General features: G+C 41.7%; 14 protein-coding genes. 3 read left to right on the top strand and 11 right to left on the bottom strand.

Going from position 1 to position 13,947, the window contains the following annotated elements:
- Positions 1-243: 243 nt before the first annotated feature.
- The 3 genes from ACHCNF_RS14780 to ACHCNF_RS14770 all read right to left on the bottom strand — a co-directional run bounded on the left by ACHCNF_RS14780 (position 244) and on the right by ACHCNF_RS14770 (position 2,626).
- The gene (locus ACHCNF_RS14780) at positions 244-1,263 is read right to left on the bottom strand and encodes a GGGtGRT protein (protein WP_022763477.1); all 1,020 of its coding nucleotides are present in this window, start codon (positions 1,261-1,263) and stop codon (positions 244-246) included.
- Positions 1,264-1,284: 21 nt separating this feature from the next.
- Entirely contained in the window at positions 1,285-1,977 is a 693-nt protein-coding gene (locus tag ACHCNF_RS14775) for an iron-sulfur cluster assembly scaffold protein (RefSeq protein ID WP_022763478.1), read from the bottom strand.
- A gap of 199 nt (positions 1,978-2,176) precedes the next feature.
- Positions 2,177-2,626, bottom strand: a complete 450-nt coding sequence (locus ACHCNF_RS14770; protein WP_408070505.1) for a hypothetical protein — start codon at positions 2,624-2,626, stop codon at positions 2,177-2,179.
- A 228-nt stretch (positions 2,627-2,854) separates the two neighbouring features.
- Here ACHCNF_RS14770 and ACHCNF_RS14765 point away from each other — a divergent pair, with 228 nt between their 5' ends.
- Together ACHCNF_RS14765 and ACHCNF_RS14760 are read left to right on the top strand one after the other, a co-directional pair.
- A complete protein-coding gene (locus ACHCNF_RS14765; protein WP_408070504.1) occupies positions 2,855-5,014 on the top strand; it encodes an ATP-dependent helicase in 2,160 nt (719 codons plus the stop codon).
- A gap of 219 nt (positions 5,015-5,233) precedes the next feature.
- Positions 5,234-5,662, top strand: coding sequence for a helix-turn-helix domain-containing protein (locus ACHCNF_RS14760; protein WP_408070503.1), 429 nt, complete (start codon positions 5,234-5,236; stop codon positions 5,660-5,662).
- Between the two features lie 121 nt (positions 5,663-5,783).
- Here the strand turns inward: ACHCNF_RS14760 and ACHCNF_RS14755 are convergent, their stop codons facing one another.
- The 4 genes from ACHCNF_RS14755 to ACHCNF_RS14740 form a co-directional block, all read right to left on the bottom strand.
- A complete protein-coding gene (locus tag ACHCNF_RS14755; protein ID WP_408070502.1) occupies positions 5,784-7,148 on the bottom strand; it encodes an MATE family efflux transporter in 1,365 nt (454 codons plus the stop codon).
- Positions 7,149-7,294: 146 nt separating this feature from the next.
- On the bottom strand, positions 7,295-7,777 hold the full coding sequence (locus ACHCNF_RS14750) for a hypothetical protein (protein ID WP_408070501.1): 483 nt from the start codon (positions 7,775-7,777) through the stop codon (positions 7,295-7,297).
- 34 nt (positions 7,778-7,811) lie between these two features.
- Positions 7,812-8,534 carry a hypothetical protein gene (locus ACHCNF_RS14745; RefSeq protein WP_408070500.1) on the bottom strand — a complete coding sequence of 241 codons (723 nt, stop codon included), beginning with the start codon at positions 8,532-8,534 and terminating at the stop codon, positions 7,812-7,814.
- A gap of 117 nt (positions 8,535-8,651) precedes the next feature.
- Positions 8,652-10,310 (bottom strand): sensor domain-containing phosphodiesterase, encoded by a 1,659-nt coding sequence (locus tag ACHCNF_RS14740; protein ID WP_408070499.1) that lies wholly within the window; start codon positions 10,308-10,310, stop codon positions 8,652-8,654.
- 282 nt (positions 10,311-10,592) lie between these two features.
- Between ACHCNF_RS14740 and ACHCNF_RS14735 the strand changes: the two genes are divergently transcribed.
- On the top strand, positions 10,593-11,024 hold the full coding sequence (locus ACHCNF_RS14735; RefSeq protein WP_408070498.1) for a PH domain-containing protein: 432 nt from the start codon (positions 10,593-10,595) through the stop codon (positions 11,022-11,024).
- Between the two features lie 56 nt (positions 11,025-11,080).
- Here the strand turns inward: ACHCNF_RS14735 and ACHCNF_RS14730 are convergent, their stop codons facing one another.
- Genes ACHCNF_RS14730 through ACHCNF_RS14715 form a run of 4 tightly spaced genes read right to left on the bottom strand, consistent with a single transcriptional unit; the run spans position 11,081 to position 13,945 of the window.
- Complete coding sequence (locus ACHCNF_RS14730; RefSeq protein ID WP_408070497.1) at positions 11,081-12,205, bottom strand: D-alanyl-D-alanine carboxypeptidase family protein; 1,125 nt, start codon at positions 12,203-12,205, stop codon at positions 11,081-11,083.
- Between the two features lie 6 nt (positions 12,206-12,211).
- Entirely contained in the window at positions 12,212-13,276 is a 1,065-nt protein-coding gene (locus ACHCNF_RS14725) for a tetratricopeptide repeat protein (RefSeq protein ID WP_408070496.1), read from the bottom strand.
- Positions 13,277-13,291: 15 nt separating this feature from the next.
- Positions 13,292-13,666, bottom strand: coding sequence for a RidA family protein (locus tag ACHCNF_RS14720; RefSeq protein WP_408070495.1), 375 nt, complete (start codon positions 13,664-13,666; stop codon positions 13,292-13,294).
- Between the two features lie 36 nt (positions 13,667-13,702).
- A complete protein-coding gene (locus ACHCNF_RS14715) occupies positions 13,703-13,945 on the bottom strand; it encodes a hypothetical protein (RefSeq protein ID WP_026491926.1) in 243 nt (80 codons plus the stop codon).
- Between the last annotated feature and the right edge of the window lie 2 nt (positions 13,946-13,947).

The following is a 13,947-nucleotide window of genomic DNA, read 5'->3' as shown; positions in this document are numbered from 1 at the left end:
GCTAAGTACTAAGGATGTTCGACCTCGTCAAGCTCAGTCGAACGATCTTAATCACTAGACTTGTAAATACCTCGTCAAGTGTATTTGAAATAAGGACGTTCGGCTCTCGCTTCGCTCGACCGAACGTCCATGCTCACTAGACTCGAAAGTACCTCGTCAAGTACTAAGGAAGTTCGACCTCGTCAAGCTCAGTCGAACGATCTTACTCACTAAGCTCGAAAAAACCTCGCTAAGTGATTAAGATCAGAACTTACCAGCCTTTGCAGCTTCTTCGATAGAAACAGCTGTAGAAACAGTCATACCAACCATCGGGTTGTTACCTGCGCCGATAAGACCCATCATCTCAACATGAGCAGGAACTGAAGAAGAACCTGCGAACTGAGCGTCTGAGTGCATACGACCCATAGTATCTGTCATACCGTAGGAAGCAGGACCTGCTGCCATGTTATCGGGATGAAGTGTACGGCCTGTACCACCGCCTGAAGCAACTGAGAAGTACTTCTTACCAGCCTCAGTACGCTCCTTCTTGTAAGTACCTGCAACGGGATGCTGGAATCTTGTAGGATTGGTTGAGTTACCTGTGATAGATACATCAACATTCTCCTTCCACATGATAGCAACACCTTCCTGTACATCGTTAGCGCCGTAGCAGTTAACCTTTGCACGAGGTGAATTTGCATCCTTTGAATAGCACTTTCTGAATACTTCCTCTACCTCACCTGTGAAGTAGTTGTACTTTGTCTCTACATATGTAAAGCCGTTGATACGGGAAATGATCTGTGCTGCGTCTTTTCCAAGACCGTTAAGGATAACACGAAGAGGCTTTGTACGAACCTTGTTAGCCTTCTCTGCAATACCGATAGCACCCTCAGCAGCTGCGAATGACTCGTGACCTGCAAGGAATGCGAAGCACTCTGTATCCTCTTCAAGAAGCATCTTACCAAGATTACCATGTCCAAGACCAACCTTACGACGGTCTGCAACAGAACCGGGGATGCAGAAAGCCTGAAGGCCGATACCGATTGCTGCAGCAGCATCAGCAGCCTTGCGGCAGTTCTTCTTGATTGCGATAGCTGCACCTACTGTGTAAGCCCACTTAGCGTTTTCAAAGCAGATAGGCTGAATACCCTCGATGAGGCTGTAAACATCAATGCCTGCTGCCATTGTGATATCTTTACATTCTTCAATAGAAGAGATTCCATACTCCTTAAGGCAAGCCAGGATCTGGGGCTCTCTTCTTTCATATGATTCAAATAAAGCCATTATTTTTTCCTCCTTACCTTATCACTGTTTTCTGGGATCGATGAATCTTGCAGCGTCAGCTACACGGCCATACTGACCCTTAGCCTTCTCAATAGCTGTGTTTGCATCATCACCAGCCTTGATGAAGTCCATCATCTTTCCGAAGTTAACATACTTATATCCGATGATCTCGTCGTTCTCATCAAGAGCAAGGTCTGTGATGTAACCATCTGTAAGCTCAAGATAACGAGGTCCCTTATCAAGTGTACCATATGTAGTACCAACCATTGAACGTGATCCCTTACCAAGATCCTCAAGGCCGGCACCAATCTGAAGTCCATCCTCTGAGAATGCTGACTGTGTTCTGCCATACACAATCTGAAGGAACAGCTCTCTCATAGCTGTGTTGATAGCGTCACATACAAGGTCTGTATTGAGCGCTTCAAGAACTGTAAGACCGGGAAGAATTTCAGCTGCCATAGCTGCTGAGTGAGTCATACCGGAACATCCGATAGTCTCTACAAGTGCCTCCTGGATAACACCTTCCTTAACGTTAAGGGAAAGCTTACAGCCACCCTGCTGAGGAGCACACCAGCCAATACCATGTGTATAACCGGAAATGTCCTTAATCTCTTTGGACTGAACCCATTTTGCTTCTTCAGGAATGGGAGCAGCACCATGATGTACCCCTTGTGTTACGGGACACATATTTTTTACCTCTGTTGAGTAAATCATAAGTACCTCCTTATTGTTAGTGTTTACTATAGTATGATAAATTTTTATCTTTTACTACGCACTACTTTGCATTCTACAAAAAAATGCAGATTTTATCAAGGTTATATAATTGCTTAGGTTATAAAATATTGATTAATTTTGAGGGCGACTCTGTATTGCCCTTACTAAAAACTGCAGGTAGTCATCGCCATTCCGGACTTTATTTTACCGGTGAAAGCTTATCATAAATAAGTACACCGTCTTTTATTACCCACAGCTTAACTCCTTTTGCCATGACAGTATAAGTAAAGCTGGACTTTTTTATACCTGCCTTTTTTGCCTTCTTTTTAAGCTTAATTGTAGTCTTAACGACTGAATCTCTAGCCTCGTAGTATTCAGAAGGAGCCATAGCCTTGCTGATCTGATACATTCCGATACTTACATTGCTGTTAAGTGTCACGTTGAAAATGTACTTTCCACCCTTTTTCTTATATCTGACTTTGTAGCTTCCTACTGTTTTGGCAAACTTGTTGCTGCCTCTGCTAAGTGTTTTGCAAAAGCTCTTTACCTTTGCATCTGACTTTGCTGCATTTGCTGTAACGCCTGAATTACCAAATACCATCATAAATGCAAGCATAATTGTTACTAATCTTATTGCTGCTTTCTTCATACTTTTTTCCTCTCCTTCTATAATTCCCCTCATTTTTATGTTAGCCAGAGTCACCCCATAAACACCCCTGCGCACCATATAAAATAGCAGAAAAGAGCTCCTTTGGGAAGTCTTGCATGCAGAACGCTTGTTTGGTATTATTTGACTGTGACTTTTTTCATAAAAAGTCAGAAGATATGTGTTAATTAAATTCCGGTGCAAACGGGTGTAAATGCAAAGGAGCAGTATATGCAGGATATTCTTGAAAATTTAAACAAGGCGCAAAAAGAAGCGGTTACAACAACAGAAGGTTATGTGCGGGTGATCGCGGGTGCCGGAAGCGGTAAGACAAGAGCTTTGTCGCAGCGTTTTGCTTATCTTGTAAACGGACTCGGTATTATGCCCGGGCATATTCTCTGTGTCACCTTTACCAATAAATCCGCAAACGAGATGCGTCAGCGTATCCATAGACTTACCGGCGATAACGACACGGGATATATCAACACTTTTCACGGGTTCTGCGTATCAGTGCTTCAGGAGGATTCGCACGCGGTTTCCTATCCCAAGAATTTCCTTGTTCTGGACAACTCCGACATCGATGACATGCTGAAGATCATCTATGAGGAGAGGGGGCTTTCCCTTCGCGACATGACCTTTAGCAAGGCGAGGGATATGTTTGAGATAAGGAAGATTTTCGAAGAGCCCGAGTATTACCTTGATATGATAACCATGTCCCTTGAGACTCTGAAGGAAAAATACGACAGTTCAACGGATGTAAAGGACATTCTCTTTTACGGCTACCTCTACCAGGAAAAGAAATGCTTCGGACTTGATTACAATGATCTGATCAAATTCTCGCTTTACATCTTTTCACAAAATGAAGACATAAAACTTAAGTGGCAGAAGCGGCTTGAGTACATAATGATAGACGAATTTCAGGATATAGACAGTCTTCAGTATGAGCTGATGGAGGTTTTGTCAGGCTACCACAAAAATCTTTTTATAGTAGGTGACCCTGACCAGACAATTTATACCTGGCGAGGGGCAAACGTTAAATATCTGCTTGATTTTGATAAGAACTTTCCGGATGTAAAAACCATAATGATGAATGATAATTACCGCTCCACTCCGCAGATCCTAAGCGCTGTTAACTCGCTGATCGATAAGAACAGGCAGCGAATAAAAAAGGACCTTATTCCCACTTTGCCATCAGGAGAGAGCGTACTGTGTCACCTTGCTCCAAACACTGCGGATGAAGCAGACTGGATAACCGGTGAGATTCTTGCACTGAAGGGAATGGGAATACCTTACAGGGACATGACTATTCTTTACCGTGCTCATTATGTCACCAGGACCATCGAGGAGGGGCTTTTGAAGGAAAAGATTCCTTATACCATATATTCCGGTGTGCAGTTTTTCGGACGTATGGAGATAAAGGATGCCCTGTGTTATCTAAGAATGATCGTATATCAAGATGATATATCATTTAGAAGAATCGCCAATGTTCCCAAGAGAAACCTCGGAAAAAGACGCATGAGTTTTCTTGAAGGCTACGCTGCAGAAAACAGCTGCAGTTTATTTAAGGCACTCTGCGATAACCTTGATAATGAGATAATGCGCGGAACCCGTGCAAAGAAGTTCATCGACCTTATAGATAAATTCACGGATTCCTATGAAGGACTTCCTGTATCTGAAGTTCTCTCCAAGATATTGAACGAGAGTGGCTACGAGGAGATGTTAAGGACTGAAGGCGCACAGGACAGACTTGATAACCTTGCTGAGCTTAAGCAGTCAGTTTTTGAATACGAGACTACCTGCGGTGAGGAGGTTGGACTTGAGGACTATCTGAAGCATGTTGCACTTTTCACTAATGCAGATTCTGATGCAGGAAGTGAGGACAAGGTTCGCCTCATGACAGTACACGCCGCCAAGGGTCTTGAATTCCCCTATGTCTTTTTGTGCGGAATGAATGAAGGCATTTTCCCTTCACGCAAAATTCATACACTTGAGGGCATGGAGGAAGAAAGAAGACTTGCTTTTGTTGCAATGACCAGAGCTAAAAAACGGCTTTTTATAACTGAAGCAGGCGGCATGAATTTCGAGGGTATTCCCAGATATCCTTCCAGGTTTATTCTGGATATTGATCCGGAGCTTATTGAATTCACACAAAAGCCTGACAATGCCATGATGACAGCTGTAAGGAAATATATAGATAATGATTCAAGACATTTAAAAGGAGCAGAAAAAGTAAATCTCATAGAGCCGGGAAAACGCGTCAAACACGCTATCCTTGGTGACGGTACTATCCTTGAAATAAACGGAACTGAGGGCTGCTATCTTGTTCAATTTGATGAAATGGATACCCCTAGACAGATTTCCTTCAAGGTGAAACTGACTGAAATCACATGATATATAAAAACTTCCCTCACCGGTGCTTATAAAAGGTTTTGTAAGTTTTAGTGATATATCTATTCAGAATATTAAAAAAAATAATACGGCTGCACATTTATAACATATGCCTATAATAATATAGCCACTTTATATAATCTTCATTCAATTTTCACATACACTATTGAATGTTAGATTTCTACAGAAAATCACTACTTGTATTGGTGGGAGGCATATGGCATGAATGAGACCAATGTCCAGATTGCAAACAAATTAAAAGAGCTTCGTAAGGCGCACGGCTATACTCAGGAATACATCGCTGCCAATATCGATGTAACACAGCCGACCTATCAGCAATACGAAAGCGGTAAACGCAGACCAGGCACAACCTCTCTCTACAAGCTTGCAAATTTCTACGGTCTTACCACTGATGAACTTCTAAAACTGTGCATTCCACTTGATGATGATATCTATTATGAAGCACCTGTACAAACCGACAGATCTCTCGAAGAAGCTGAATTTTCATCCTATGGCTCATCCAAACGCTTAGAATCATTTTCTCCGGAAGAAATCCGACTTCTCTTCTATTTTTCCAAAATGAATAAGGCATCCAAAGAAGATTTGATTCAATACGCCAAATTCAGAGCATCACAGGATAAGCAAAGCTAAAACAGCGCCGGATGATAAAAAACTGAAAGCAAATCCCCACTATCGCGCGATTTTACAAACCGTATTGACAGTGGGGAGTATTCTTTTACAGACCGTATTGGCAACGGGGATTATTTTTTACTTAGTTTTCAGGAAGTTTTTTAACTTTCTTGCCATAAACTCTTTTAAAGAAAAAGCCTGACAGAATAAGTGATGCAACCTCCGCAATTGGAAATGCCCACCATACCATATTTACATCTCCTGTCTGAGCAAGGAGCCATGCTGCCGGGATAAGTACCACAAGCTGACGCCCTATTGATACAACCAGTGAGTAAATACTCTCTGAAAATGCCTGGAACACAGAGCCCATGGCTATGCATATACCTGCTATAGGAAAGCTCAGACTTATGATTCTGAGAGCAGGTTTTCCGATATTTATCATTTCAAGAGAGGCGTTAAAAAGTCCCAGAAGTCTATCAGGGAAAAGCTGAAAGCTAATGGTTCCTATTATCATTATTGTTGCAGCAAGTGTCATTGAAAACTTAAGTGCCTCTTCAATTCTCTTTTTCTTCTTAGCCCCGAAGTTATAGGCAAGCACCGGAATAAGTCCGTTGTTCAATCCAAATACAGGCATGAAGAAAAAGCTCTGAAGCTTAAAGTACACACCAAATACAGCTGTTGCAGTTGTTGAAAATGTGATAAGTATAAGGTTCATGGCATAAGTCATCAGTGAGCCAATGGACATCATCAGGATTGACGGAATACCGACAAAGTAAATCTCCTTCACAACGTCTGCTCTGGGTTTAACTATAAGCGAAGGCGACAGATGTATATCGGGATTCAGGTTCATGTTACAGTAAAATCCTATGCATGAACCAATGACCTGTCCTATAACTGTCGCAAGAGCCGCGCCCGAAACACCCATTTTAGGAAGCCCGAACATTCCAAAAATAAGTATGGGATCCATTACTATATTTATGATGGCTCCTGCCATCTGAGAATACATGCTGTAAAGTGTCCTCCCCGTGGACTGAAGCATTCTCTCAAAGGTCATTTGGCAAAACAGTCCAATCGAACAGCAGCATATTATACTAAGGTAAGATATTCCGTACTCAATTATCTGCTCATCATTTGTCTGGGTCATCAAGAATGGCTTTGCCACGAAGATGCCTATTAAAAGGAATAATGCATAATTTAAAAAGGTAAGCATCAAAGTAGTATTAGCAGCTCTGTCTGCCCTGTCAAAATTTTTCTCACCAAGTGATCTTGAAAGCAGCGCATTCATTCCGACCCCGGTACCGGAGCCGAGAGCTATCATAAGATTCTGAAGAGGAAAAGCCAGGGTAACGGCGGTAAGTGCGCCCTCATTTATCTGCGCAACAAATATACTATCCACCACATTGTAAAGTGCCTGCACCAGCATAGATGCCATCATCGGAAGTGACATAGACACTATAAGCGGCTTAATTTTCATTGTTCCCATTTTGTTTTCAGTATATCCTGACATAAAAAACCTCACTAACTTAATTCTTTTTTTGCGTATCTTTAACCGAAAAAAGAATGTCAAAAGACATTCTTTTTTACAAAAATCATTATAAAAACACACTCAGTTATACTACTATAAGCCACCCATATGTACAACTGTTTTTCAGATTAATTCCTGGTAGTATTGGTTGTGCCTGTAGTATTGGTGGCATCATCTGAATTTAAGTTGTTCGGATCATAAGTAGTCTTTATGCCCGCAGCTTTATTAAAAATAGTGGCAAGAGTCCTTCCATCATTTACATGAAGTTCATGGCGATACCATCCACCTGAAACCTTCACAAACAAAAAGCCGTCACATCTTACGCTGGTCCTTCTGGTGCGTCTTACTGCTTTATCAAGAAAATTGGCAAGACTGCTGCCATTATAAATATATGCCGCCGGAATATACCATCCGTTATACTTCCTTGTAAATGTATACTTACCGTAAGTTACCGTAGTATTGCCATCCTCATCCTGTCCGACCGTTATGTTCATCTGGTCTTCTTTGATAGCTGTATTGCTCCTGGCCGCTCTTGTCGGTATCGAAACCAGTGAAATAACAAGTGCAAACATTATCAGCATGGCGCTCAGTTTTCTTAATTCTCTCCTCATAACACTTACCCCACATTATAAAAAAACGATAGAACTACCCTCGTACAATTATCCCTTCCTTATTTTCCCCTATAAGCTTCAAAAGCTTTTCTCTGGCTTCCTCTCTGCTGTCTGCCTCGACTTCGATTCCAAAGGCAAACATCTTTACATTCTCCATGCGTTCATTGTGTTCCTGGAATTTTTCCTGCATCGCTGCAAGTGAATAGTGTCGTCTGAGCTCGACAATATCATTTGCCACAAAATCTGTCAGCTCAGATTTCTCTTCTTCCGAAATGGAATACTTATCAATGATTGTCATGGTAACTGCCACATTCAGATAGTCAGTAGCTATATAATCCTCAAGGCTCTTCCAATGAATCCCCTCTTCATCAGGCAGCTGTGACAATCTGCTGTCTATGTAGTCATCAAATGATATACCTTGTTTTTCAAGCCAGTCCATAGCGTACATCTTCCATACGCTCTCACGTTTGTTGAATACCTCCTGATCATTCAGAATCTGCATCTTTCTAAAGAGTTCCTCTACCACAGGAACAATGTCCTCTGTTTTAACCCTTTTTATGTTGAATGCACGTCCTGAAAATTGTGAGCCATCCTTTACATTCTCAAGGGAAAGTGCAAAGGAATTCTCATCTATCAGTGACATATTTACAGCCAGATTGCCTAATCGGGCAACACAAATACTGCGGTCTTTAAGTATCGTGTCCCGCTGATTGCAAAATGCATGGATCATGAATTCAGGCTTAATATAGGTAAACATGTTTTACATCTGCATCACCTTTCAATTACAGTCACTCATAGTAATTATAGAATAATTCAAGTTCCAAAAATCAATTTTTATAAAAAATTAACTATAATATCAGATTATGTTTAGATATCAGTTCCTATAAAGAGGAAGCTTTTTGAAATCCTCAAAGCTGACCGGTCTGGAGTAATAATATCCCTGATAGAGGTCCACCGGATATTTGAAAAGTCTGTGCTCGGTATCCGCGCTCTCAACGCCTGTTGCACAGATATTCATATTCATGTTGGCGGCAAAGCCTGTTATAGCTTCAGTCATATATCTGCTGAGGGGATTTTTCCCTATATTTTCAGTGATCTCAGGTCCAAGCTTTATGATATTTATCGGGAGTCTGGTTGCAAGGTCAAGTGTAGTAAAATCAGTCACATCAAGCGCTATCCTTATTCCGCAGGACTTCAGGAAAATAACCTGACTCTTTAAGTAATCGAAATTAATTTCTCTTGAAATGTTTGAAAGCTCGATACACATAGCTGTTCCGGGAAATCTGTTTATTCTCAAAAGTTCAAGCATGGTTGTTCTGAATTCACTGCGCTCAAGCTGAACATAAGCGAGGTTAATGCTTAGGTAAAAATTGGGATGATCCTTTAATATCTCAAGTCCATCCTTCATGGCTTTATCAAGTATCCAGTTTCCAAGTCTGTAGAATGTGCTGTCCTGTTCAAGCCAAGGTACAAATTCACTGGGAGAAACATCCCCATAGGGCTCCATTTTCCAACGAAGGAGCACCTCTGCGCCACATAGCTTCCCATCATTTTTGGAGATTATGGGCTGATAGTTGAGATAAAAGCCCCTGTAATGATTTATAACGCTCTCTCTTACAGCCCCAACAAGCTCAATTGTACTCTTGTTGAATTCAAGTTCATTATTGTGGAATATTATAAGATTTCCGTGCTTTTCGGATTTGGAATGAGCAAGAGCATATTTTGCACTTGTATAAACAGCATGAACGTCTATTCCAACCTCATCCACCACGATAACACCGCCGCCAAGCTCAGCAGATACGCGGTTCTGACCAATCTGCATATTCTGTCTGACAAATTTCCTCATCTGCTGGTAAAGAGTCTTCACCTCTTCCAGATCCATCTTCACGGTGCAAAGGCCCAGGATTGTTCCGTCTCCTCTGTAAACATGTCCCTTTTCTCCAGCCTCGTTCTGTAGCCACTCTGCCATGAGTTTAAGCATTCTGTTTCCGAACATGTAGCCGTAAAGCCTGTTTATATCACCAAAATCAATCACATTCACCAATAGAAGTATGTACTTCTCACGCTCATTCTCAAGCTTATGCATATAGTTGTACATCTCATAGTGATTGGCAAGGCCTGTTATGGGGTCGGTGTTGTCCACAATACCTTTATTTATTAGTGAACACGCATAAAAAGCGGCTTTTCCTGAGTAATCTTTAATTACAACGCCCCTGCAGGAGCAGGCAACATATTCACCATTCTTATTCCTTGCACGGTACTCAAAGGTGGGATTAACGCGTTTGCCGTCATAAGCAGTCTTTAGGTGTTCCCTGTAAGATGCCCTGTCCTCCGGATGAACATGAACTTCCCAAACCTGTTCTGCCTTGTAAACATATTCCCCCGGAAGTCCAAAATAAGTAACCGCATTCTCTGACCATCTGGCTATATCATTTTCTATATCATATACGTAAACATATCTGCTCTTTGAAGTTACAGCAAATGTGTCGTAGATTTTCCCTATGTTTTCGTATGCCCCCTGGTTCTTTATCATACCTGCTCCTTTAGTTCTGTTGTCATGCCCTGATCATTAATAAAGACAGGACCATAATTACAGCTTTTTGCTACTAAAAAATCCTCAAACTATGTTACAATTATCTTCGAGACGTAAACCGTATCATCCGTTGTGGAGAATGCGATTATATCTCCAACAACATTGTATCACAACGCAAATAAAGTGCGTATGGTTTGAAAAGAGTTGCAATCCGGTACTTCATCACAAAATATATCATTTTTATGAAGCCCGGGTTAAAGCAGAAAAATGGGGTAAATAAAAATGGCTAAAGTATCTAATCCTACAATGAATGAAGCTTCTTTGAAGGCAAAGGGTAACCTTCAATACAAAGAGTGTGCAAGACTCCTCTTTTTCGGTATTCCGTGGCCTTTTAAGCACTATGAGATTTACGAAAATGAGCTGACGATCACCTCCGGTTTCCTTAGCATCAAGGAGGATGACTGTTTTATGTATAAAATTACCGATGTTGAACTTTCAAGGTCTCTCTTGCAGCGTATGGCGGGTTTATCCACCATCACACTCTTCACCTCTGATGTGACAGACAAGACAATAATCATGAAAAATATCAAGCATGGCCGCGAGATCAAGGACTTCATAAATCAGGAATCTGAGCGTGCCCGCCTTCGTCGCCGTACTGTCAACATGCAAAACATCGGTTTCAATGATGATGCCGAATTTGATGATCTGAATTAATTTAAATAATGGATATCGCCTCTCTCGTTGTTCGGGACAGTCGATATCCATTATTTTTAACTAAGGTATGTCTGATATATCTCTACCTGGTCGTAAATACAGCGCCAGGAGCTCCATGCATTTGCGGATACACAGATATAGTGCCCACCGCTGTTTGAAACAGAATAGCTTGCAGCACAGCATCCGGACTGATTTACAAATCCAGTCTTTGCGCACATAACTGTTCCGTTAGTCTCCTTGTCCTCTATTCTTCTCAAAAACCAGTTAGATATTGTCATTCCCTCAGGATGTTGCTCTGTTGGACATGTAGTATATTTATGAGCTGAGAGAATTTCTCTTGCAAGGTCATTTTCTACAGCAGCCTTCAGAATCATCGCCATATCAGTCAGAGTGCAGTAATGATTTTCATCATAGATGCCAACACAGTTAGTAAAATGTGCTGTCTCTGAAAGCCCCAGCTCTTCAAGCTTCTGGTTCATCATATCAACAAAGGCTTCGTGTGAACCTGCAACATAGGTTGCAAGGGCTATTGCAGCATCTGCTCCTGAAGGGAGAATGGTTCCGTACATTAAATCTCTCACCGTCACAGTCTCATCAACTTCAAATCCCACTATGCTACACTCATTTGAAAATGAATAGTCAGTGATATCTCTGGTTATGGTGAAGGTATCATCAAGATTTTCCACATGCTCCGCAGCCACAAGAATTGTGAGTATCTTTGTCATTGATGCAGGTGATATTCTGATATCTGCAGCCTTTTTAGCTATAACCTCAGCCTTGTCCACATCAATAAGGATGGCATTTTCACTTATTACGTCCTCACTGACGATTTCCGCAGTAGAACCTGTGCTTTGCACTGTATATCCGGTCGCAAAGCTCTGAACCTCCGGTGATCTTTCATCCACCTCAACAACAGGCTCCGGCTCCGGTTCAGGCTCTTCAACAGTCTGCGGTTCTTCAACTACCTCCTGAGGAATTTCCTCTTCTACAGTTGTTTCCTCCACAACATCACTGCTTTTGTCTCCCTTTTTATGCAAAATCAAAACAACTGTCACAATAATTGTTATGAGCAGCAGCGCTATACCTATACCGGCTATAGCCGCTGCTTTTATTCTTCTCCTTCTCGGCTTACGCCTTATATAATAACTACTGTCTAAATTTCTGTAACGCTTATTTCCCAATACCTCTTACCTTGTAGAAAGGAAAATCTCCTCTCTCTCCGCATCCGCATCATCCGGATACGCCTTCCTATAGTTTTCCATTAAAGTTTTTGCCTGAGCAAAATTGCCTGCATGCTCATAAGCAGTTATCTCATTCATAAGAAGAGCCCTGCTGTAATCGCTGTTTCCAAGGGCAAGTCCTGCCTCAAAGGAAGCCACAGCTCCCTCATAATCCCCCATATTTATCTGGCACATTCCAAGCTGGTTATAGATATCCGGATGATTTGAATCTTCAGCTAAAAATGTCTTATAAACACTGATGGCATAATTATAGTCACCCTGTTTTTCTCCCGTTTGCCCTAAAAGAAGTACAACAGGTGCCTTTTCAGTATCTCTCTCATTTCTCGCAAGCTCGAGATAACTCTGAGCATCAGCATTATTGCCAAGATAATATGATATCTGTCCCTTTTCATAATTTGTCATGTTAGGGTCAGTATTGTTTAGACATGCCTCCAGTATTTCTTTTCCCTCATCCTCGAAGCCGCCTGCAGATAATGCCTTATATATCATTATCCTAAGGTCATAGTTTCTGGGCGAGAGCGCCATAGCTCTGTTGAAGTCAGCTGTTGCGCCTTCATGATCGTTATTGTAGAGCTTTGTAAGGCCGCGCATGTAGTAAGCATCCTTGTCTCTTTTTCTGAGAGCAAGAATAGCATCGTATACTTTTTCAGCTTCATCATATTTTTCAAGCTTCATATAAGTATCAGCCAGATAGTAGTTGGTGTCAAAATCCATGTCCCCCGGAATTCCACTTGTAGCAGCCAGCGACTTAAGAAAATTGGATACAGCCTCGTCATACTCACCAAGACTTCTGTTCAATATTCCCTTTGCCCTGTAAAGAAGTCTGCCATTTTCTCCTGCTGCTTCAGCAGCATCAAATGACTGCGCAGCTTCCTCGTATTCATGGCTTTCAATATGTGCCAGCCCGAGATCTACATTACGGTGTCCGGACATAGTGCCACAACCACTACCTATCAGCAAAGTCCCCAACATAACCATCATAGCGGCTGAATTTTTTCTAAATACCGCCATTATTTCAATCCTCTTTTATTTAAGGTAAGCAATAATCTCCACTTCACAAAGAACATCCTTGGGAAGCTTTTTAACTGCTACGCAGCTTCTAGCAGGCTTACTTGTAAAGTATTTTTCATAAACACCGTTAAATTCTGCAAAATCTGACATTTCAGCAAGGAAGCAGGTTGTCTTAACCACATGTTCAAAATCGGTTTCTGCTGCCTTTAATATCTCACCTATATTGCGGCAAACAAGATCTGCCTGTTCCTTAATGTCTTTTCCCTCAATATCACCTGTAGCAGGGTTTATCGGAATCTGTCCTGATGCATAAAGAAAATCCCCCGCCTTGATCGCCTGTGAATAGGGTCCTATTGCTGCCGGCGCCTTGTCTGTAGATACATAGTTCATTTTTTCATTCCTCCTTAATATGTAATTAATAATCTATCACTGTTTATCAGAATCGAATGCGGCCGTAACATAGAAACCGCGCTCGTTCTCTTCCACCTTAAGTACCACACCCTTGCGCTCGCTCATTCTCTCTCTGAAAGGAAAATTAGCGGACATGGCAAGAGAAGGGTCTATCGTATAATACACGTTACTCGGAAGCTCACCCTCCGTTACTGTGATTTCGTCGCCCTCCTTCAAGAGTCCCGGGCGCTCCATTTTAAAAACCATTTCCCTGACCATAT

Source organism: Butyrivibrio sp. NATIVEDY162 (assembly GCF_045999815.1).
GTDB lineage: Bacteria > Bacillota > Clostridia > Lachnospirales > Lachnospiraceae > Butyrivibrio.
Note: the sequence above shows the minus strand (reverse complement) of the source record. Positions and strands in the feature narration are given on the sequence as shown.